This is a genomic window from Mesorhizobium japonicum MAFF 303099 (assembly GCF_000009625.1).
GTDB lineage: Bacteria > Pseudomonadota > Alphaproteobacteria > Rhizobiales > Rhizobiaceae > Mesorhizobium > Mesorhizobium japonicum.
On the sequence record NC_002678.2, the window covers coordinates 2,075,276 to 2,096,320 of the forward strand.

General features: G+C 64.0%; 19 protein-coding genes. 11 read left to right on the top strand and 8 right to left on the bottom strand.

The genetic code is table 11. The features are described from left to right. Window positions 1-116 precede the first annotated feature (116 nt). Genes rfaD through waaC form a run of 3 tightly spaced genes read left to right on the top strand, consistent with a single transcriptional unit; the run spans window position 117 to window position 3,018 of the window. The gene (gene rfaD / locus MAFF_RS11180; protein WP_010911016.1) at window positions 117-1,067 is read left to right on the top strand and encodes an ADP-glyceromanno-heptose 6-epimerase; all 951 of its coding nucleotides are present in this window, start codon (window positions 117-119) and stop codon (window positions 1,065-1,067) included. Beyond that, window positions 1,040-2,047 carry a lipopolysaccharide heptosyltransferase II gene (gene waaF, locus MAFF_RS11185; protein WP_010911017.1) on the top strand — a complete coding sequence of 336 codons (1,008 nt, stop codon included), beginning with the start codon at window positions 1,040-1,042 and terminating at the stop codon, window positions 2,045-2,047. The genes rfaD and waaF overlap by 28 nt, the downstream gene beginning before the upstream one ends. Further along, entirely contained in the window at window positions 2,044-3,018 is a 975-nt protein-coding gene (gene waaC / locus MAFF_RS11190; RefSeq protein ID WP_010911018.1) for a lipopolysaccharide heptosyltransferase I, read from the top strand. Before waaF ends, waaC begins: the two co-directional genes overlap by 4 nt. Before the next feature lie 134 nt (window positions 3,019-3,152). Here waaC and greA read toward each other — a convergent pair whose 3' ends face one another. Then, window positions 3,153-3,626: a transcription elongation factor GreA gene (greA, locus tag MAFF_RS11195; protein WP_008877613.1), complete on the bottom strand. Its 474-nt coding sequence runs from the start codon at window positions 3,624-3,626 to the stop codon at window positions 3,153-3,155. Between the two features lie 274 nt (window positions 3,627-3,900). Then, window positions 3,901-4,440 (bottom strand): tetratricopeptide repeat protein, encoded by a 540-nt coding sequence (locus tag MAFF_RS11200; RefSeq protein WP_044548254.1) that lies wholly within the window; start codon window positions 4,438-4,440, stop codon window positions 3,901-3,903. Between the two features lie 142 nt (window positions 4,441-4,582). On the opposite strand from MAFF_RS11200, the gene MAFF_RS11205 reads away from it, so the two are divergent. From MAFF_RS11205 to MAFF_RS11220, 4 genes are all read left to right on the top strand, one after another. Next, the gene (locus MAFF_RS11205) at window positions 4,583-5,008 is read left to right on the top strand and encodes a DUF3775 domain-containing protein (RefSeq protein WP_044548255.1); all 426 of its coding nucleotides are present in this window, start codon (window positions 4,583-4,585) and stop codon (window positions 5,006-5,008) included. Window positions 5,009-5,207: 199 nt separating this feature from the next. Next, window positions 5,208-6,263, top strand: a complete 1,056-nt coding sequence (locus MAFF_RS11210; protein ID WP_010911021.1) for an extensin-like domain-containing protein — start codon at window positions 5,208-5,210, stop codon at window positions 6,261-6,263. 196 nt (window positions 6,264-6,459) lie between these two features. After that, window positions 6,460-7,266, top strand: coding sequence for an extensin-like domain-containing protein (locus MAFF_RS11215; RefSeq protein ID WP_044548256.1), 807 nt, complete (start codon window positions 6,460-6,462; stop codon window positions 7,264-7,266). A 76-nt stretch (window positions 7,267-7,342) separates the two neighbouring features. Then, entirely contained in the window at window positions 7,343-8,050 is a 708-nt protein-coding gene (locus MAFF_RS11220; protein ID WP_010911023.1) for an LssY C-terminal domain-containing protein, read from the top strand. Window positions 8,051-8,063: 13 nt separating this feature from the next. Here the strand turns inward: MAFF_RS11220 and MAFF_RS11225 are convergent, their stop codons facing one another. Continuing rightward, entirely contained in the window at window positions 8,064-9,086 is a 1,023-nt protein-coding gene (locus MAFF_RS11225; protein WP_010911024.1) for a zinc-dependent alcohol dehydrogenase family protein, read from the bottom strand. A 124-nt stretch (window positions 9,087-9,210) separates the two neighbouring features. Here MAFF_RS11225 and MAFF_RS11230 point away from each other — a divergent pair, with 124 nt between their 5' ends. Next, entirely contained in the window at window positions 9,211-10,125 is a 915-nt protein-coding gene (locus MAFF_RS11230) for a LysR family transcriptional regulator (RefSeq protein WP_010911025.1), read from the top strand. Between the two features lie 227 nt (window positions 10,126-10,352). Continuing rightward, window positions 10,353-11,663, top strand: coding sequence for a hemolysin family protein (locus tag MAFF_RS11235; RefSeq protein ID WP_010911026.1), 1,311 nt, complete (start codon window positions 10,353-10,355; stop codon window positions 11,661-11,663). A 64-nt stretch (window positions 11,664-11,727) separates the two neighbouring features. On the opposite strand, the gene MAFF_RS11240 is transcribed toward MAFF_RS11235, so the two are convergent. The 4 genes from MAFF_RS11240 to MAFF_RS11255 form a co-directional block, all read right to left on the bottom strand. Continuing rightward, window positions 11,728-13,050 (bottom strand): HlyD family type I secretion periplasmic adaptor subunit, encoded by a 1,323-nt coding sequence (locus tag MAFF_RS11240; RefSeq protein ID WP_010911027.1) that lies wholly within the window; start codon window positions 13,048-13,050, stop codon window positions 11,728-11,730. Between the two features lie 3 nt (window positions 13,051-13,053). Continuing rightward, on the bottom strand, window positions 13,054-14,799 hold the full coding sequence (locus tag MAFF_RS11245; RefSeq protein WP_010911028.1) for a type I secretion system permease/ATPase: 1,746 nt from the start codon (window positions 14,797-14,799) through the stop codon (window positions 13,054-13,056). Between the two features lie 34 nt (window positions 14,800-14,833). Beyond that, the gene (locus MAFF_RS11250; protein WP_010911029.1) at window positions 14,834-16,327 is read right to left on the bottom strand and encodes a family 16 glycosylhydrolase; all 1,494 of its coding nucleotides are present in this window, start codon (window positions 16,325-16,327) and stop codon (window positions 14,834-14,836) included. A 356-nt stretch (window positions 16,328-16,683) separates the two neighbouring features. Beyond that, window positions 16,684-17,562 (bottom strand): DMT family transporter, encoded by an 879-nt coding sequence (locus tag MAFF_RS11255; RefSeq protein ID WP_044548258.1) that lies wholly within the window; start codon window positions 17,560-17,562, stop codon window positions 16,684-16,686. 232 nt (window positions 17,563-17,794) lie between these two features. Here MAFF_RS11255 and MAFF_RS11260 point away from each other — a divergent pair, with 232 nt between their 5' ends. Both MAFF_RS11260 and MAFF_RS11265 read left to right on the top strand, forming a co-directional pair. After that, window positions 17,795-18,199 (top strand): YciI family protein, encoded by a 405-nt coding sequence (locus MAFF_RS11260; protein WP_010911031.1) that lies wholly within the window; start codon window positions 17,795-17,797, stop codon window positions 18,197-18,199. Continuing rightward, window positions 18,196-19,437, top strand: a complete 1,242-nt coding sequence (locus MAFF_RS11265; RefSeq protein ID WP_010911032.1) for an RNA polymerase sigma factor — start codon at window positions 18,196-18,198, stop codon at window positions 19,435-19,437. Before MAFF_RS11260 ends, MAFF_RS11265 begins: the two co-directional genes overlap by 4 nt. Window positions 19,438-19,481: 44 nt before the next feature. Here the strand turns inward: MAFF_RS11265 and MAFF_RS11270 are convergent, their stop codons facing one another. Beyond that, window positions 19,482-21,038, bottom strand: coding sequence for a DHA2 family efflux MFS transporter permease subunit (locus MAFF_RS11270; RefSeq protein WP_010911033.1), 1,557 nt, complete (start codon window positions 21,036-21,038; stop codon window positions 19,482-19,484). Between the last annotated feature and the right edge of the window lie 7 nt (window positions 21,039-21,045).

Sequence of the window (21,045 nt, forward strand, 5' to 3'; positions counted from 1 at the left end):
TCGATGCTGACTGAGCGGAAGCTTTGCGGCGCCGCTGTGACGCCTGCACCTGCTTTGTCGACAGCCCGGCTGGCCTCCCTTATAAGGACCGGAATCGCAAGCAACCAGAGGCCTTCATGATCATCGTCACGGGCGGCGCCGGCATGATCGGCTCCAACATCGTCGCCGCGCTCAATGCCGAGGGCCATGACGACATCCTGGTCGTCGATGATCTCACCGACGGCCACAAGATCGCCAATCTCGCCGATCTCAGCATTGCCGACTATCTCGACAAGGACGATTTTCTAACCCGCATCGAGGCCGGGGCGCTCGGCCGCATCGAGGCCGTCTTCCACCAGGGCGCCTGCTCAACCACCACCGAGTGGAACGGCAAGTTCATGATGGAGGTGAATTTTGCTTATTCAAAGCGGCTGCTGCATGCCTGCCAGGCGCCGCGCGTGCCCTTCCTCTACGCCTCCTCGGCTTCTGTCTATGGCGGCGGTTCGGAGTTTCGCGAGGAGCCGGCGCTGGAGCGGCCGCTCAATGTCTATGCCTATTCGAAGAAACTGTTCGACGACTATGTCAGGCGCACCGTCTTCGACACCGATCACTCGCAGGTCGCCGGCCTGCGCTATTTCAACGTCTACGGCCCGCGAGAGGCCCACAAGGGCGCCATGGCCTCGGTCGCCTTCCATCTGTTCAACCAGGTCGAGCGTGGCGAGAATCCGAGACTGTTCGGCGCCTATGACGGTTTCGGCCCCGGCGAACAGAGCCGCGACTTCATCCATGTCGGCGACGTCGCCGACGTCAATCTGTGGCTCTGGAAGCGAGGATCGAGCGGCATCTTCAACTGCGGCACCGGCCGCGCCCAGCCGTTCCGCGCCATCGCCGAAACCGTCATCGACACGCTGGGCAAGGGCGAGATCGAGTTCATCCCCTTCCCCGACCACCTCAAGGGCAGCTACCAGAGCTTCACGCAAGCTGATATGTCCCGTTTGCGCGCGGCCGGGTATAATGGCCAGTTCCGGACAGTGGAAACCGGTGTCAGAGACTATGTCGAATGGCTGAAAGCCCAACGATCCTCGTGATCGGCCCACGCTGGGTGGGCGACATGGTGATGGCGCAGTGCCTGTTCTCGGCGCTGAAGGAACTCTATCCCAACGCCGCCATCGACGTGCTGGCACCGGCCTGGGCGGCGCCGCTGGTCAAGCGTATGCCCGAGATCCGCCAGCAGATCGACTTGCCGCTGAAGCCCGGCGCGCTCGAATTCACCATTCGCCGCCGCTTCGGCCGTCTGCTGCGCGGCCGCTACGACATGGCCTATGTCCTGCCAGGTAGCTGGAAATCGGCGCTGATCCCGTTCTTTGCCCGCATTCCGCGCCGTTTCGGCCATCTGCGCGAGATGCGCTACGGCCTTTTGACCGACATCGTGCCGTTGCCGGACGCCGTGAAACGGCGCACAGCGCAGGCCTATTTCAGTCTCGCCAAGGGCGGCAGTTTTCGCGCGCCCCATCTGACCGTGGATGCCGGAAACCAGGCCGCCCTGCTGGACCGTTTCGGGCTGGCGCCGCGGAAATTCGCGGCTCTGATGCCTGGCGCCGAATTCGGTCCGGCCAAGCGCTGGCCGAGCGAAAGCTATGCCGGCCTTGCCCGCAAGTTCATGGATAAGGGATTGAAGGTCGCCCTGTTCGGTTCGAAGAACGACCGCGATGTCACCGCTGAGATCACGGCCCTTGCCCCCGGCGTCGTCGACCTAGCCGGCCAGACACGGCTGGAGGACGCCATCGACCTGATAGCGGCGGCAAGGCTGGCGGTCTCCAACGACAGCGGGCTGATGCATGTCGCGGCGGGCGTCGGTACGCCGATCGTTGCCGTCTACGGCTCGACCTCGCCCGAAAACACGCCGCCGCTGGCGGAACGGCGCGAGCTGGTCTGGCTGCACCTCTCCTGCTCGCCCTGCCACCAGAAGGTCTGCCCGCTCGGCCATCTCAACTGCCTGAAGACATTGGAAGTCGGCCAAGTCGCTACAGCGGCGGAGCGACTGCTGGAACTCCCGGCCACGGCATGAAGGTTCTGATCGTCAAGACATCGTCCATGGGCGATGTCATCCACACCTTTCCGGCCGTCGAGGATGCCAGCCTGCACCGGCCGGACATTTCCTTCGACTGGTGCGTCGAGGAGGCGTTTGCCGGCATTGTCGCCCTGCACCCGGCGATCGCTGGGATTCACACGGTGGCGATCCGGCGCTGGCGCAAGGCGCTGTTCAACGGCGGAACCTGGCGTGAGGCGGCCGCGCTGCGCCGAACCTTGCGCGAATGCCGCTTCGATCTGGTCATCGACGCACAGGGTCTGCTGAAATCGGCCCTGGTGGCGCGGCAGGCGCGCGCACCGATCGCCGGCTTCGACCGGTCGAGTGCACGCGAACCCTCTGCGACCCTGTTCTACGACGTCACCTACGGCGTGCCGCGCAACCTGCACGCCATCGAGCGGACGCGGCGGCTGTTCGGGCTGGCGCTTGGCTACCAGCCCGATCTGTCGACGCTCGCTTCAGGCATCGTGCCACCACCCGGTGCTCTCGCCGGCATCACCGGAAAGACCGCCTTCCTGTTGCACGGCACCAGCCGCGAGGACAAGAAATGGCCTGTTGAAGACTGGATCGGAACCGCCCGCCTGCTGGTCGAGCGCGGCATGACCCCGGTCACCACCTGGTCGAACGAACGTGAGAAGTCTGTTGCCGAAGCCATCGCCAGGGCCGTGCCGTCCACGGTCGTGGTGCCAAAATCGCCGCTGGCCGACATCGCCGCCATCCTCGGACGCTCGACGCTGGTCATCGGCGCCGACACCGGCCTGACCCACCTCGCCAGCGCCTTCGGCCTGCCGACGGTTGCTGTATTTTTGGCGACGGAGCCGGGTTTGACCGGCCCGCGCGGGCCGTATGCGTCGACGCTGCTGGCCGTGCCTGGTGGACGTCTGACGCCGGCTGAGGTCGTGGCGGAGGCGGACAGCCTGCTTAATCTTAAATTGCAGGCGCCGGCTTAGGACCTTTTCAGAATTCGCTCTGGCGAGTCGAATAGCGTGGTTTTCGGGTCGCCCCGCGACGAGCGGAGCGTACTTTAAAGTACGTGAACACCGGAAGCGCAGAAACCGCGCCAGAGTAGAATTATTAAAAGGTCCTAGATGAACTGCACCTGGACGATCTCGTAACCCCTGGCACCGCCGGGCGCATTGACCTCGATGGCGTCGCCGACTTCCTTGCCGATCAATGCGCGCGCGATCGGCGAGGAGATCGAGATGCGGCCGGATTTCACGTCGGCTTCCTGGTCGCCGACGATCTGGTAGGTCTTCTTTTCCTCGGTGTCCTCATCGACCAGCACGACGGTGGCGCCGAACTTGACCTTGTCGCCGCTGAGCTTGGTGACGTCGATCACCTCGGCGCGCGCGATCAGGTCCTCGAGCTCGTTGACACGGCCCTCATTGAGGCTCTGCGCCTCCTTGGCAGCGTGGTATTCGGCATTTTCGGACAGGTCGCCATGCGAGCGCGCCTCGGAGATCGCCTCGATGATGCGCGGCCGCTCTTCCTGCTGGCGCCAACGCAGTTCTTCCTTCAATGACGCGAACCCCTCGCCTGTCATCGGGACCTTGTTCATGATGCCTGACCTTTCCTGCCGCCACCCCCGCGTTCCGGGGGAAGCCTTGTCGTTGGGTACAAAAAGAAAACGGTCCGGCAGCCTCGGGCTAACGGAACCGTTTCACCGCAATTTCCCCCAATATAGCAATCTTCGCGGGTTTTTCACGCCCAAAAATCGGTTTTGCAAAAATCATCCCCGCTTTCACCAGGGGAGGAGGCGGCTAATGAGGCGGGAGGCAACAAAAAACGGCCGCGATCGCTCGCGGCCGCTTCGATAAGCCCTGGGAGCCTGATCAGCTCCGCATGAAATGATCGATCTGCTCGGACAGCATGCCGTATTCGCGCGAGCCCTTGCCCGTGCGCTTCTCGATTTCCATCAGCTGCTGCTGCGCGCCGGCGAGATCGCCGATCTGCAGATGCGCCTCGCCGAGATATTCGCGCACCAGCGTGTAGTTCGGGTCGATGCGCAACGCTTCCTCGTAATAGCCGAGGCCGACGGTGACACGCCCGGAATGACGGTGCGAATAGCCGAGATAATTTAGGATGCGCGGATCCTGCTTGTTGGCGGCAAGGGTCAGCACCGAGATCGCCTCGTCATAGCGCCCGGCCATCGCCAGCGCATGGCCGGCATCATAGATGCTGTCGTCGTCCAGCATGCCTTCCTGGGGTGCGACGCACTTTTTCTTCTTCTTGTCCCAGACCTCTCCCTTCTTGCACTGGGTGACAGTCTGGTCGCTGCCACCACCGCTACTGCCGGCGGCGAATACCGGAACAGCCATGAACTGCAGAGCGAGAAGCGCGCTCGCCGCCTGGATCAGCACTCTTTTATGCATTGAAGCCTCCTGGAGGGTTGAGAATGCAACACTAACGCCGCGTGCCGACTGTTTCATCCCGAAAAAAATAGTCTGGGAGAACATCAGGTGACGGATGCCCGAAATCCGCTATCATCCGGCAAACGACTGACGGAGGCGGCCCGTGCAGCAGCGGCTTGAAAAGGACTGGGACCTTACTATCGGCCCCGACACCGTGCGCCTATTCATCCTCAAGGCCAAGGCGCTGAGTGCCGCCGTCAACGAGGACTACGCCGACGGCGCCGAACACGAGATCGAGTTCGACGGCGACACGCACGACAATCATCACCATGACGGCCTTGCCGAGGAAAGTTCGGAAAACCTGACCGAGGAAGAACTGCGCGAGCTGATCGACGACCTCAATGTCGATGAAGCCGCCGAACTGATCGCGCTCGCCTGGGTCGGCCGCGGCGACTACGACGCCGCGGAATGGGTGGATGCCGTGACGGCGGCGCGCGAGCGCGCCAACAAGCGCACGGCCAAGTACCTGCTTGGCATGCCGCTGCTCGCCGACTGGCTGGAGGAAGGCCTCGAAGCGATCGGCGCGTAACGCCGCGGTAACCGATTGTGATCGGAGGAAAGCGTCCGTCCAGGCAACTTCGGCATGCCGGCGCCGTTTCGGAGCGATGGCAACGCTGAGCTTTTCCCGACTTTGCACCTTGGCGCTGCCTTTGGCGGCCGCGGTTCTGCTGGCGACGCCGGCCGACGCCAGACATCGTCACAGGCATCACCAGCCGCTGTCCCCTCGGATGGATCAGTCGTTGACGCAGCGTCTGGACCAGCCATTGAGGCAGAAAGGCAAGCACCGCGGCAGATCACGCGGCAAGCAGCAGATCGCACCAAGGCAGACGCCACAGGAGACGCAGGAGCAGCAAACCTCGCCCGCCGATATTCCGGTGCCCGAGCCGCGTCCCACGGACGCGCCAAAGGCCGACGCCGCACCGGTGGAAGAGCAAAAGAGCGTCGGTCCAAAGGCCTCGGACGCCTCCAACCAGCTCAATGAGGAAAAGGCTCGTCAGGCAAAGCAAGCCCATCCCGAGCCATCGGCCCGCGAATCTTCAACCCGAGAGCCGTCAACCGAAACGGAAAGCGAGCCTGAGTCGCCAGCCGAGGTGCCGATCCCGACACGAAGGCCCGACACTGCGGAACCAGAGGTTCAGCCACCAGCGGTTGCGCCACAGCCGCCTGAAAAACCGGCGGAAGGTGGCGACGAGAAAATGCTTCCCGATCCGCGCTCGGCAGACCGGCCAGGCGAAAAAATGCCCGCCGGGGAAGTCGCCTGCCGTGACAGGCTGAAGTCGCTCGGCGTCGAATTCGAGGAGCACGGTGCGGAAAGCAATCCCGAAATCGGCTGCTCCATCCCCTACCCCCTCGTGCTGAAGAGCCTTGGCAAGTCGATCGCCATCGCCCCCGGCACCGAGCTCAACTGTCCAATGGCCGAGGCGGCGGCGCGGTTTGCCGCCGACGTCGTCCAGCCGGAGGCGAAAGCCGAATTCGGCGCCGACCTCAAATCGATCAGCCAGGCATCGGCCTTCGTCTGCCGCCCGCGCCACGGCACCAGGAAACTGTCGGAGCACGCTTTCGGCAACGCGCTCGACATAGCCAGTTTCACCTTGTCCGATGGCAGGAAGGTCGAGGTCGGTCCAACGCCGCCCGAAGGGGACGCCAAATTCCTCAACGCCGTGCGCAAGGCCGCCTGCGGTCCGTTCAAGACCGTGCTCGGACCGGGTGCCGACGCCGACCACGCCTTGCACTTCCACCTCGATCTCGAGCCACGCCGGCATGGCGGCACGTTCTGCCAGTAGCTATTGTCCCTTGAGGATCGCCGCAATTCCGCCGCAGGCGTGAACGCGGGCGCTGAGTTTTCCTTTACCCTTGATCGTTAAAATGCCGGATATCCGGCCATGATCCCGAAAAGTGGAAACCAGTTTTCGGAAAAGATCATGGCCAGGCAAAAGGTAGAACCTGATCGGGATCAGGTTCGGGGACAGGATTCCGCCAATGGCCGGCAAATTTCGCGCCGTGTTTTCCGCCACCGCGCGCCGATCGAAACCCGTGATGCTGCTGGCCGCCGGCCTCACCCTCGCGGCGGTTTCGGCCTGCAACACCGGCAGCGTGCTATCGTTGCAGCCGGCGGTCGATGTCGGCTCGCAAACCTCGGCCGTGCCGCAATATACGGGCATGCAGCGGCTTGTTCCCTCCAATCCCTACATGACGCAGGCCGCCTATCCGCGCATGGATGAGCCGATGTCGCCGGTCGAGCAGATACCAGCCAGCGAAATCGACTGCCGCCAGCAGCTGAAGCGCCTCGATGTCGCCTATACCGACCTGGCGCCGATCCATGAAGGCCAGTGCGGTATCGACTATCCCGTAAAAGTCACGGCGATCGGCAGTGTCGAGATGAAACCCGCCGCGACACTGACCTGCGACATGGCCGCCACCTTCGCCGCCTGGACGAAGAACGAACTCGTTCCCTCCGCCCGCTGGCGCTACTTCTCCGGCGTCAAGACCATCCACCAGGGCTCGAGCTATTCCTGCCGCAACATCGCCGGCGAAGGTGTTTTGTCCGAGCACGGCAAGGGCAATGCGCTCGACGTGATGAGCATCGAACTCAACAATGGCGACGACATCGATGTGCGCAAGCCCGGCCTGTTCGCCTTCCGCACGCGCGGCTTCCTCAACAATGTGCGCGCCGATGGTTGCCAGTATTTCACCACCGTGCTCGGCCCCGGCTACAATTACGACCACCGCAACCATTTCCATTTCGATATCAAGAACCGCAGGAACGGCTATCGCGCCTGTCGCTAGCATCGGCGCGCCCGGACCCTCTGCCGGCGGCACGCGACTCCGCATAAAGTGACGCGGAACGGGCGGGCGACGGCACATGAGCCAGCGAAGTATTCGGCGACGCATTGCGACCTGGGTATTGGCCTTGCTTGGCGCCTGGATCGTGCTTGCCTATCTCGCCGCGCCGGAATTCTGGACATTCCGCGAGCGCGGCTTTCGCGACCAGCGCCTCGAAATGGTGACGCACACGCCGCAAGGCATTCCCGGTGACCCGATCAATGTCGGCCTTGTCGGCACGGAGAAAGAGGTGGTCCATGCCTTCGCCGTTGCCGGTTGGGACACCGCTGACGCCGTCACCTTGAGAACCGCTATCGACATCGGCGAAAGTGTGTTGTTTTCCCGCCCCTATCCCGATGCGCCGATGAGCCGCCTGCTGTTCGAGGGCCGCGCCCAGGATCTCGCTTTCGAAAAGCCGGTGGGCGACAGCGCCGACCGGCGCCATCACGTCCGTTTCTGGAAGACCGATACGGTCGGCGACGACGGCCGCCCGCTATGGCTGGGTGCCGCCAGCTTCGATCGCGGCGTCGGCCTCAGCCACGACACCGGCGCCATCACCCATCACATCGGTCCCGACATCGACGCCGAACGCGACTTCCTGATCGGCGACCTCAACGCGGCCGGCCTGCTGGCATCGACCAGCGAATTGCCGGGCATCGGCGCCACCAGGACCGGCCGCAATGGCGGCGGCGATCCCTATTTCACCGACGGCAAGGCAATCATCGGCGTGCTGAAGCAGCCGCAGTGACCGGACGGCGAGGTCAGGTCGTGCTGATCACGATCTTGCCGAACGGCCCCTTCTCGAGATGCTGGAGGGCCTGCGGCACCTCGTCGAAGCCAAAGACCTTGTCGATGACCGGCTTGATGCCGAGCGCCTCGATCGCCTGGTTCATCCGCTCGAAGGCCCGGCGATGGCCGATCGACAGACCCTGCACGACAATGCGGTTGCGCATGAATGGCACGATCGGGAAATTGAGCTCCATCGCGCCCAAGAGGCCGATGACCGACAGCCGGCCGCCCGCGGCCAGCGCGTTCAGCGATCGCCGCGCATTGTCGCCGCCGACCATTTCCAGAATATGGTTCACCCCCAACCCATTGGTCAGTTCACGTGCGGCCTCGTCCCATGCCGGCCGGGTGCGATAGTTGATCACCTGCCAGGCGCCGAGATTTTTTGCCCGTTCAAGCTTGTCGTCGCTGCTCGAGGTGACGATGGCACGCAGGCCGAACGCCCTGGCGAATTGCAGCGCAAACAGCGACACGCCGCCAGTGCCCTGGATGAGGACGGTCTGGCCCGCCACCGGCCTTGTCGCCTCGGCCATCGCAAACCAGGCGCTCAAGGCCGCGATCGGCAGCGTTGCCGCCTCGATATCGCTGAGCGACGGCGGCGCCAGCGCGGCGGCGTCCTCGCCAAAGACCACATGGTCTGAAAGCATGCCCGGCAGCGAGGACCCCAGCGTGTGCTTGTGCGGCACGGGCGGCGCGTCGCCATCCGGCCAGTCGGCGATGACCTGGCCGAGCACGCGTTGCCCGACCTGGAAGCGGCTGACCGCGCTGCCGACAGCGACGATCTCACCCACGGCATCCGATGTCGGCACGAAGGGAAAGGTGAGCTCGGGGATCAGCGTGCCGTCCACGATCAGTCTGTCCTTGTAGTTCAGCGACACGGCCTTCGTGCGCACCAGAAGCTCGTGCGGCCCGGGTTGCGGCATCTTGCCCGTCACCTGGCTCAGCCTGGACAGGCCGAAACCGCTCATTTGCCAGGATCGGTTGATTTGGGTGCTCATATTGCTCGCGCTCCGTGATTGATGGTCCGCGAGAGATTTATGCTTTTCGACTATGGAAAATAGAGCTCCCATGCGGCATATTCCACGACTGATTGAGGACAAAAATTCGCCAATTGGAATCTCCGTGGAACCGATTGACCTGCAAGGCATCGTCGCATTCGTCCAGGCCGTGGAGGCCGGCAGCTTCACCGGCGCCGGCGAGCGGCTGCATGTGACGAAGTCGGCGATCGGCAAGTCGGTCGCCCAGTTGGAGCAGCGGCTCGGCGTTCGCCTGCTCAACCGCACCACCCGCAGCCTCAGGCCGACCAGCGAAGGCGTGAGCTACTATGAGGCCTGCGTCAGGGCGCTGGCCGAGATCGAGGCGGCGCAGTCGCTGCTCGCCGCGCGCCGGCACGTCCCTTCCGGCCGGCTGCGTGTTGACGTTCCGCTCGCCTTTGGTCGGCGCTGCGTCGCACCCGTCCTGTTCGAGATTTCCAGGAAATTCCCCGAACTCACGGTCGAAATCTCTTTCAACGACCGCCGCGTCGACCTGATCGAGGAAGGCATCGATCTCGCCATCCGCATGGGAGAACTGGACGACAGCCTGTCGCTCGCGGCCAGACGCATCTACGCGCAACGCTCGGCCATCTGCGCCGCTCCCGCCTATCTCGAGGAGCACGGCAGGCCGCGATCGGTCGAGGATCTCGCCCATCACAGCGTCATCGGCTACGGCCGCGAGGGCGTCGTCAGCCCCCGAGTGATCAGACATGGCGACGGCCGCCAGACGACCTTCGCCCCCAAGGCGAGGCTTGTCCTCGGCCATGGCGAACCGATGCTCGACGCCGCCCTTGCCGGCTGCGGCATTGCCTTCCTGCCGACCTGGCTGGCAGCCGACAGCCTCAGGCATGGCGACCTCGAAATGGTCCTGTCGGACTGTGAGGTGGAAAACATCGCCGTGCACGCCGTCTGGCCGGTGACGCGCGCGCTCACGCCAAAAGTGCGTGTTGTCGTCGACGCGCTCGTCGAACACTTTTCGGCGCCGCCTTGGGACGAGGCCTGAAGACACACGCCGTAGTCTAAGATGCCTAATATATGTCGCCCAAAAGTGGTCACGGTTTTGGTATGACGACATGCATCAACGCAATGCATGTCGCACAAAAGTGGTTCCGGTTTTGGGACAACGACATGCATCAACACAAAGACTGAAAACGCGACGCGTGTAATCCATTTACGCGCAACGCGCTTTCACTATTTTCGAGCGGCCCGCCGCAATGCTATTGAGCCCTCATGCTATACGTCGAAATCGCTATCGTGGTCGTCCTCATCTGCGTGAACGGCCTTCTGGCAATGTCCGAACTCGCCATCGTTTCATCGCGCCCGGCGCGGCTCAAGGCGATGATCGACCGTGGCGTCAACGGCGCCGGCCGGGCGCTGGATCTTGGCTCTAATCCCGGCAAGTTCCTGTCCTCGGTGCAGATCGGCATCACGCTGGTCGGCGTGCTTTCCGGCGCCTTCTCCGGCGCCACGCTGGGTGACCGGCTGTCCGTGTTCCTGGCCACGACGGGCATGCGCGAAAGCGTCGCCGATCCGCTCGGCGTCGGCATCGTCGTTGCCATCATCACCTATTTCTCGCTGATCGTCGGCGAACTCGTGCCCAAGCAGATCGCGCTGCGCGACCCCGAGCGCGTCGCCGCCCGTGCGGCGCCGGCCATGACCATCCTCGCCACCATCTCGGCACCCCTGGTGTTCCTGCTCGACATTTCCGGCCGCGCCATATTGTGGCTGCTTGGCCAGCGCGGCGAAAGCGAGGAGAAGGTCACAGACGAGGAGATCAAGATGCTGGTCGCCGAGGCCGAGCATCACGGCACCATCGAATCCGACGAGCGGCGCATGATCGCCGGCGTCATGCGGCTTGGCGACCGCGCCGTACGCGCGGTGATGACGCCGCGCACCGAGGTCGACTGGATCAACCTGCAGTCCGACGACACGACGATCCGCAAGCTCCTGATGGACACCCAGCATTCGCGCCTGCCGGCGGGCGACGGCGGCGTCGATGTCATGGTCGGCGTCGTCCAGACGCGCGACGTGCTGGCCGCGATCCTTGCCGGCCGCACGCTGGACCCGCGCAAGCACGTGCGCGCCGCGCCCATCGTCTACGACCAGGCCGACGCGCTCGACGTGCTGCACAAACTCAAGGAATCCGACGTGCCGATGGCGCTGGTGCATGACGAATACGGCCATTTCGAAGGCATCGTCACGCCGGCCGATATTCTCGAAGCCATCACCGGCGTGTTCCGCGCGGACCTCGATGCCGGCGACGAGGAAAACGCCGTCAAGCGCGAGGACGGCTCATGGCTGCTCGCCGGCTATATGCAGGCCGACGAGATGGCCGAGATTCTGGGCTTCGACCTGCCCGAAAACCGCGACTACGAAACCGTCGCCGGCTATGTCCTGTCGCATATGCACCATCTGCCGGCGACCGGCGAATGCGTCGACGCGCAGGGATGGCGCTTCGAGGTGGTCGACCTCGACGGCCGCCGCATCGACAAGCTGATCGCCACCCGCTTGCCCGGCACCCACCGCGAGGCGGTGCGCTGATTGTTTGAATGTCAGCTTCAGGCCTTGGCGGTCATTGGCGGTTGGCCGGTGGATTGCGTGGCAGCTACCGCTCCGTGAACGCGCGCGCGAAGGAATCGAGCATTGGCCGTACCAGATACTCGAAGAAAGTCCGGTCGCCAGTATTGATGAACGCCTCGACCGGCGTTCCGGGATAGAGCTGCCCGGGCTTCACGCCGGGCGGCAGGTCGGCGGCAATCCTGAGTTTGACGCGGAAATAGGGCTCATGGGTAGCCTCGTCGATGAGCCGGTCCGCGGAAATTTGTGCCACGGTGGCTGAAACCTCGGGGGTGAGCCGCATGTTCAAGGCGGACAATCGCAGTTTCGCCGGTTGGCCGACACGGACCTGATCGACGTCCTTCGGCCGCAGCCTTGCATCGACAATCAGACCCGGTGCCGTGGGCAGGATTTCCATGATCTTCTCGCCGCGCGCAATCACGCTGCCCTTGGTATTATAGGTCGAGGACACCACGATGCCCGCGGCCGGTGCCTTGATCGTCGTGCGCCGCAGCACCGCCTCGGCCGCCCTGATCTGTTCCTCGACGTCGGCCAGGTTGGAACGAACCTCGTCCAGCTTCGTCAGCGCCTCCTCCACGCGTTGCGTGGTCAGGCGCTCGATCTGCTCCTGGGCTTCGACGATCTGGGTGTTGGCCGCCGCCAGGTTGGCTTCCAGCGCCCCGGCCTGCCCGACGAGATCGGCCTCGCTGCGCAAAAGCTGCGAGTATTCGGTACGATTGGTGAGGCCCTTGTCCAGCAGGCCGGTTTTGATGCCGAGCTCCTTCTTCACGATTTCGGCCTGCTGCTGAACGGCCTCTTTCTGGGACTGCAGCCCCACGACGGACTGCCGATGCATGGCTACGCGTTGGGCGAGGATCGATTGTTCCGATCGGAACCGGGCGAGTCTGGCATCGAATTCCTTTTGCTGTTCTCGAATCAGGGCTTCAAAATCGGCTTGGAGCGATGCTGGCGCCGGCTTGGTGATTGGCGCGAGCCTGTCCAACCCGTCGCGTTCCGCCTCCAGCCGCGCTGCAGCCGCCCTGAGCGCGATCGACTGCCTCGTCAGCCGATTGAGCTCGGCCTGCGCGGCTGTCGGATCCAGCACGATCAGATCCTGGGCCTGTTGCACGCGATCGCCGTCATGGACCAGCAACGCCTCGATGATGCCGCCCTCGGGATGCTGAATCAGGATGTTTCCGCCGGTCGCCGAGATCGTCCCTTGCGTGATCACCGCTCCAGACAAGGGCGCGCTGACAGCCCAATAGCCAAAGCAACCCACCAACAGCGCCGTTGCCGCGTATCCGGCGAATGCCACGCGCCTTATGTTGGTACGGGGGTTGCCCTCGTCCCAGGTGAGGCTCTGCGCCGCCATCATCTACGATCCAAAACGGGTGTTATGCGCGCGGATCGTCGTGGCGAAGGATCCTGTCACCACCGTATTCGGCTGCGCGGGAAGGCCCTTGCCAACGACCGAATGCCGCAGCACCTCGCTGCTTGGGCCGAAGGCTTCGATCGCGCCGCCGCGCAGAAGCATCACGCGGTCGCAGGACGCGGCAATCGAAGGGCGATGCGTGATCACGACGATCGTGACGCCGGCCGCCTTCGTCGCAGCGAGTACCGCCTCGAGCGCCGCTTCGCCGGTGCCGTCGAGATGGGTGCTGGGTTCGTCCAGGACGAGAATTCTGGGATTGCCGTAGAAGGCGCGGGCCAGCCCGATCCTCTGGCGTTCGCCGCCCGACAGCATTCTGTCCGACGGACCTATCAATGTCTGGTAGCCGTCCCGCTGCGCCAGGATCAGTTCATGCGCCTCGGCCCGCCTTGCTGCCTCGATGATCGCGGCGTCATCTGCATCGGGGTCGAAGCGGGCGACGTTTTGCGCGATCGAGCCTGGAAAGAGCTCGACCTCCTGCGCGAGGTAACCGACATGCTTTCCGAGCTGGTTTTCGTCCCAGCTCCTGAGGTCGGCGCCGTCGATCCTGACCGCGCCGCCGGTCGGCCGGGCGGCACCCAGAAGCAACCGCGCCAGCGTCGATTTGCCGGCGCCGCTCGGGCCGACAATGGCCAACGCCTCGCCGGCGCCGATCTGGAAGTTCAGCCGCTTGAGGATGGGTTCGGTGCCGGGCTGCGCATTCGGCGCCATGAAGAAAACGTCCTGCACGGAAATCGCGCCTGCCGGATCAGGCAGGATCAGTTTGCGCGCTTCAGCCGGACGCGCCGCAAGCGCCGTCCCCAGCCGCTTCCATGCCCGCCGGGCGTCGGCGATCTGCCGCCAGGCGCCGATCAACTGGTCAAGCGGCTGCAGCGCGCGCGACGACACCAGCGAGGAGGCGAAGATCATGCCTGCCGTCATCTGTCCCTTGAGCACCAGCCATGCGCCGGCGCCGAGGATCGCCAGTTGCAGCATCATGCGCAGTGCCCGCGAGGCGCCGCTGAAGATCGCATTGGCACTCGAGGATCGGTCATGCAGTGTGAGCGCTGCCGCCACGTGCCGTCCCCAGACCCGCGCGGCGTTCTCCACCATGCCCATGGCGCGCAGCGTCTCCGCATTGCGGGCAAAGGCCTGTTCCGCCTGGCTGGCCAAGGCCGAACGCTCCGAGGACAAGGCGTCGCTCCTGCCGATGGCAAGCTGGTTGGCCACGACCAGCAAAAGCAGAAGCGCCGCGCCGGCGACCGTCACCCAGAACAGCACCGGATGGATGAGATAGAGCAAAGCGAGGAAGACAGGGGCAAACGGCAGGTCGAACAACACCGCCACCCCGCGCGACCTGATGAAGGCGCAGACAGAGGCGAGGTCGCGCAGCGGCGACAGGCCTCCGGCATATTTCGCGCCAAGCGAAATAGCGAATGTGCTGGCGCCCAGTTTCCGGTCGAGGGTCGCCGCAACGCGCTGCGTGTAAACGGCGCGGATCGCGTCCAGCAGCCCGAGGAAAACGAGCGAGAGAACCGCGATGACAGAAAGATAGACAAGCGTCTCGACGCTGGAGGACGGCAGCACGCGGTCATAGACCTGCAGCAGGTAGAGCGGAATCACCAACAGCAGGATGTTGATCAACAGCGAGAAGACGCCGACATCGGCGATGGCGCGCATGAAGACCGGACGCAGGCCAGACGGTCCAGTCATTTCCACATTCCCCGACGCTGCATGTTCCCGAGACCTACGCGTGGCCCCCGAACTCGGAGCCGCCGTGCAGCGTGCTGTTGCCGTGCGTTGCGACACTGTGCGTGCCGATGCTGCTGCTGGCGATGTTCAGGGCGTTTGCCGGCGCACTGTCCAGCGTATAGGCGCGGACGTAGTCGATCTTCATCTCGGCCGGTGCGGCCAGATGATCCGGAGGGGCGCCGGCCAAGCCGCCGACCGCGAGATCGACCAGCATATACATGGGCTTGTTCATGTCGGACGGCGTCGCCGTTTCCGCGACCTGCACGCCGTCATAGGTCCAGACGAGCTTGTCCGGCGTCCAGAGCAGGCCATAGGTGTGGAAGCCGTCGGGGTTCGAGACACTCACTATCGACGTGACCTTGGTGTGCGTCCCCGTTTCATTGGAGTGCGCCGTCATGATCAATGAGTTCGCGGCCTGGCCGACAGTTTCAACGACATCGAGTTCCGGCGGCCACGAACCGTCTTCCGGAAGCAGCCAGAAGGCCGGCCAGGCGCCGGCGTTCTCGGGCAGGTCGGCCCGTATTTCGAAATAGCCATAGGTCTGCGAGAAGGAATCGTGGGTCGTCAGAATGCCTGAGGTGTATTCGTAATTGTTGATCAGCGGCTTGATATCCGCCGGCGCCTGCGCCGCGGTGATGGTGAGCACGCCGTTGTTCACGCTGAACGGATGGACGGAGCTCGTCGGTGCGTAGTTGGCGTCGACGTACCATTGCAGCTCATTGTTGCTGCTCAAGGTGCTGCCGTTCGGCGCTCCCCACCAGAAGTTGGAATCCCACGTGCCGCCCTGGCTGTTGTGAAGGTTCAGCGTGTTGAAATCGTCACTGAAGGAGAGCTGCATCCCGGATTTATCGATCGGCAATTCGAACTGGCTGGGCTGCAGCTTGTCGATGGTCGTGTCCTTGAACTCGAGGATCTCGCCGGACCCGAGGTTCAGCAGCACGTTCGATCCCGCCTGGATCATGCTTGAGTGGATGGCGTCGAACGAAGTGAACCCATAGCCATTGAGGCGGACGGTGTCGGTGGCGGCAAAATTCGCTATCAGGTCGCTTCCGTTGCCTTTCGAGACGATGAAAGTGTCGTAACCGCCGCCGCCATCGATCAGCACATCGTTTCCCGCGCCTCCGTCCAGAGTCTGGTGCCCGGCCTTGGCGGTGATGATGTTGTCCAACCCATTTCCGAAAGCATAGTTATTGGCGTTTGTGACGACGAGATTCTCGACGTTGTCGGGGAGCTTGTAGCTCATCCACGTGCTGATCGTGTCGATGCCTGCCCCAGCGGCCTCCGCCACCTTGTTGCCCGCCGCATAGAGGTAATAGATGTCATCGCCTGTACCTCCGTGCATGGTGACGTTGACACCGGATGCTCCGTAGAACGAGTCGTTCCCGGAACTGCCGTACAAGTCCGGCCCGGACCCTGCCGCCGAGTACCAATGGCTGGAAGCGCCGCTGTAGGGGAGAGGAACACCTAAGGCGTTGACGAAGAAGCTCATCGGATAAATCCTCCTCGTGATGCCTGGCCTGCTCGGATCGCTCGATACGAGTTCCAGGCGACCGCATCCGGACCAAAATTGCCATGCACGATACCGTTCCAGGACCTTGCCACATAGTTCACTATTACATCGACCCTTCAGTGACGTTTTCCGGACTGAGAGCACAACAACCCGACGAATGGTCTACAGAACGTAATTCGACCGACGATATATTTAATAAAATTTTACTGTAGACACAGATCTACTTACGACCGTGCTTGATGCTGGCTACGCACAAGCGCTCCCTGCTTTGATGGGTCGTGCAATTTCTGCTGTGAGAACTATGCGTCGACGCGTCGCGGAGGGCGCTTCCCCCTTCAAACCGCGACTTCGATCGGCTCGGCCAGTCTGGGGTTGGAGCGTGCGGCGATCAGGCAGCTGGCCACGATGAGGCCGGCTCCCGCCAGCGTCGTCCAGGTCACCGCCTCGTCGAAGAAGAACCAGCCGAGCGCGATCGCCCAGATGAAGGCCGAATATTCGGTCGGGATCAGATATTGCGCTTCGGCCCGCGCATAGGCCCAGCTCATCAGGAACTGGCCGGCGAGCGACAGGGCCGTCACCCCGGCGAGCGGAAGCCAGAGATTGCTGGGCAGCGAGATGGCAAGCCAGGGTGCGGCAAGGCCAAGCATGACCGCGACGCAAAGGTTCTGGAACAGCATGATCTCGATTGGCTTGGCCAGCATCGCCTGTCGCCGCGCGAGGATCAGATTGTAGGCATAGAACACCGTCGAGACCAGCACCGCCGCCGTGCCGAGCAGCGCATCGCCGGCATAGGTCTTCTGCCCGAACTGGCCCGCCACGATGATCGCGACGCCCGCGATGCCGGCGAGTGACGCCCAGATCGCCTTGCGCTGGATCCTTTCGCCCAGAAGCAGCGCGGCCAGCAGGAGCGCGAACAGCGGCGCCACGAAACTAAGCCCGACCGCCTCCGCCAGCGGCAGTCTTGCAAGCCCCCAGAAGAATGACATCAGGACGATGCCGACAACCACCGCGCGCAGCGCATGCAGCCTCAGCACCGCGGCGGTAGGAAGCGAGCGCGGCCCCGCCAGCCAGCCCGCACCGGCGATCAATGTCGCCAGCATGCTGCGCCACAGCACCGTGTTGTAGACACCGACAGCGATGACCAGCACCTTCATCGCCGCATCCATGCCGGACAGAAGGAAGATGCCGAATGCACAGACGAGCACCGGGATCATGGGGGAAACGGCGCCGGCCAGGCTGGATGATTTCACGCGGGCTCACTCGAGGATGACGGATGCAAGCTGGCATATCAGGGCAACAGGACGGGGCCAGATGGCAGCCCCGCCCATGTGGCAGTCCAACGCAGTCGGTCAGGGGTAATCGCGATTCGAACTTTTTGCGGCACCTGTCGATTCCGCCACCCTTCGTTCGTCGTATGATCGACCCAACCCAACCAAGGAGAAGACCATGCGGTTCATGATGCTGATGATCCCCGGCGGCTATGCAGAGGCGGCGCCCGACGTCAGGCCCGACGCCAAGGGGGTAGAGGCAATGATGAAATACAATGAGGAGCTCAAGAAGGCCGGCGTGTTGCTGGCGCTCGATGGGCTGCATCCGCCGTCATCGGGCGCGCGTGTGAGCTTCAAGGGCGGCAAGCCCGTCGTCACCGACGGGCCGTTCGCCGAGGTCAAGGAAGTGCTCGGCGGCTATTGGGTGATCGACGTCCGCTCGCGTGAAGAAGCCATCGAATGGGCCCGCCGCTGCCCCGCTGGGGAGAATGACCTGATCGAGGTTCGACGCGTCTTTGAGATGAGCGATTTCCCCGAGGACGTCCAGAAGGTGGCGGAAGGCTTTGGCGAGCTGAAGAGTTGACCGCCACAGCCACCATCGAAGCAGTCTGGCGGATCGAGCAGCCGAAGCTCACCGCCAGGCTTGCCCGCTATCTCAGGGATATCGGGCTGGCCGAGGAGATCGCCGGCGATGCCTTCCTGCTGGCGCTGGAACGCTGGCCTCGGGACGGCATCCCGCGCAACCCGGCCGCCTGGTTGACGGAGGTCGCCAGGAACCGGGCGCTCGACCGGCTGCGCCGCACCACCATGATCGACGGCAAGCATCGCGAACTTGCCATCGACCTTGCCGAGCTGGAGCGCGAAATGCCCGACATCGAGGCAGCGCTCGACGAGGACATCGACGACGATCTTTTGCGGCTGATCTTCACCGCTTGCCATCCCGTCCTGCCGGCCGAGCAGCGCGCAGCCCTCGCCCTGCGCCTGTTGGGCGGGCTGTCGACGCTTGAGATCGCCCGCGCCTTCCTGGTGCCCGAAGCCACCGCCGCCCAGCGCATCGTGCGCGCCAAGCGGGCGCTCCGCGATGCCGCCATCCCGTTCGAGACGCCGCGCGGGCAGGAGCGGCGCGAACGCCTCGCCGCCGTGCTGGAGGTGGTCTATCTCATCTTCAACGGAGGCTATGTGGCGACCGCTGGACCGGACTGGCTGCGCGCCGATCTCTGTGGCGAGGCGCTGCGCCTCGGCCGTTCCCTTGCGGCGCTGATGCCTGACGAGCCCGAGGTGCAGGGGCTGGTGTCGCTGATGGAACTCAACGCCTCGCGCTTCCCTGCCCGCACCGGCAAAGCGGGTGAGCCGATCCTGCTGCTCGACCAGGACCGCACCCGATGGAACTGGTCGCTCATCCGGCGCGGCCTCGACGGCCTGAACCGCGCCATGACCCTGACATCGACACCCGGCCCCTATCTCTTGCAGGCGATGATCGCCGCCTGCCATGCCCGCGCGATGACATCAGCCGACACCGACTGGATTGCGATATCAGCCTATTATCAGGCGCTTGCCTTGGCGGCCCCCTCGCCCATCGTCGAAATCAACCGGGCGGTGGCCGTCGGCATGGCGTTCGGACCGGCGCAGGGCCTCGCCATCGTCGAGGCGCTGAAGGACGAGCCGCGCCTGAAGGACTCGCATCTCCTGCCCACGGTGCGCGGCGATCTTCTGGAAAAACTGGGACATCAGACGGAAGCCCGCGCCGCGTTCCGCCAGGCCGCAGAATTGACCGGCAATGACAGGGAACGCGCGCTGCTGCTCGCCCGCGCGGGCGACTAGCCCATCGGCCTGCATCCATCCGCAAGCCGGTGCGGTGGTCCACCTCAATGGGCGTCCGGCGGCGGTGCCTTTGGCGTGACGTTGCGCAGGAACGGTACCAGCGCGGTCGCGATGACGAAGGCGGCCATGATCACCAGGAAAGCATCGGCATAGGCCATGGTCGAAGCCTCGCGATAGGCGAGCGCCCACAGCTGTTTCAGCGAGGCGGTATGGCCGGCGGCGACGGCGCCGGGCAGTTGGCCGTAGCGCAGCGCGATAGTGTCGACGACCCGCATCGCGGCCTCGTTCTGCGGCGTCAGGTGCGAGGCGATCGTCAGGAAATGGAAGTTGGTGCGGTCGTTCAGGATCGCGCCGCAAATGGCGATGCCGACCGCGCCGCCGAGATTGCGCATCGTGTTGAACAGGCCGCTGGCGTATTTCAGCCGCTCCGGCGGCAGGCTGCCGAGGCCGAGATTGACGCTCGGCGCCACGGCGAAGACCTGCGGGAAGCCGCGGAACAGCTGCGGGATGAGCAGCTCGGCCGCGCCCCACTGGCTGGTGATGGCGCTGAAACTCCACATCGAGGCGCCGAAGGAGGCCAGACCGAACATCATCAGCCAGCGCGTGTCGAAGCGCTTGGCGAGAAAGATGTAGACGGGCACGCCGACCATCGAGGCGACGCCGGTCGAGAACACCGCAAGCCCGGTCTGCAAGGCGTCGTAGCCCCTGACATAGCCGAGGAACAGCGGCGTCAGATAGATCGTGGCGAAGATGCCGATGCCGGTGACGAAGGACAGAAAGCAGCCAATGGCGAAATTGCGGTTGCCGAAGGCGCGGAAATCGACCACCGGCTGCGAATAGGTCAGGCTGCGGATGACGAACAGGACCATGGTGATGCCGGCAACGATGGCGCCATTGCGGATTGTCGCGTCGTCGAACCAGTTCCAGCGCGAACCTTCCTCCAGCACGTATTCCGCCGTGCCCAGGCTGACCGCCATCAGCACGATACCGATATAGTCCGCGCCCTTCAGCAGCGACGGATCGGCCTTGTCGATCTTGACCAGCACTGCCACGAGGATGGTGATGATGGTGCCCGGAATGACGTTGACATAGAACAGCCAGTGCCAGTTGAGCGTGTCGGTGATCCAGCCGCCGATGACCGGCCCGAGCGTCGGCGCGATCGAGGCGATGCTGCCGACCACCGCGGCCGCATAGACCCGCCTCGGCCCCTGGAAATAGTGGAACGATGAGGTGAACACCGTCGGGATCATCGACGCGCCGAGCAGCCCCTGCAGCGCGCGGAACACGATCATGCTTTCGATGCTCCAGGCGAAACCGCACAGCATGCTGGCCAATGTGAAGCCGGCCGCCGAAATGGTGAACAGCCAGCGTGTCGAAAACACCCTTGTCAGCCAGCCCGACAGCGGGATGACGATGATTTCCGCCACCAGATAGGATGTCTGCACCCAGCCGATCTGGTCCTGCGCCGCCGACAGCCCGCCGCCAATGTCCTGCAGCGACGACGCCACGATCTGGATGTCGAGCAGCGCGATGAACATCCCCACGCACATCACCATGAACGGCAGGATGCTGGAGAAGAAGGATTGCGGGCGCTCCGACATGATGCCC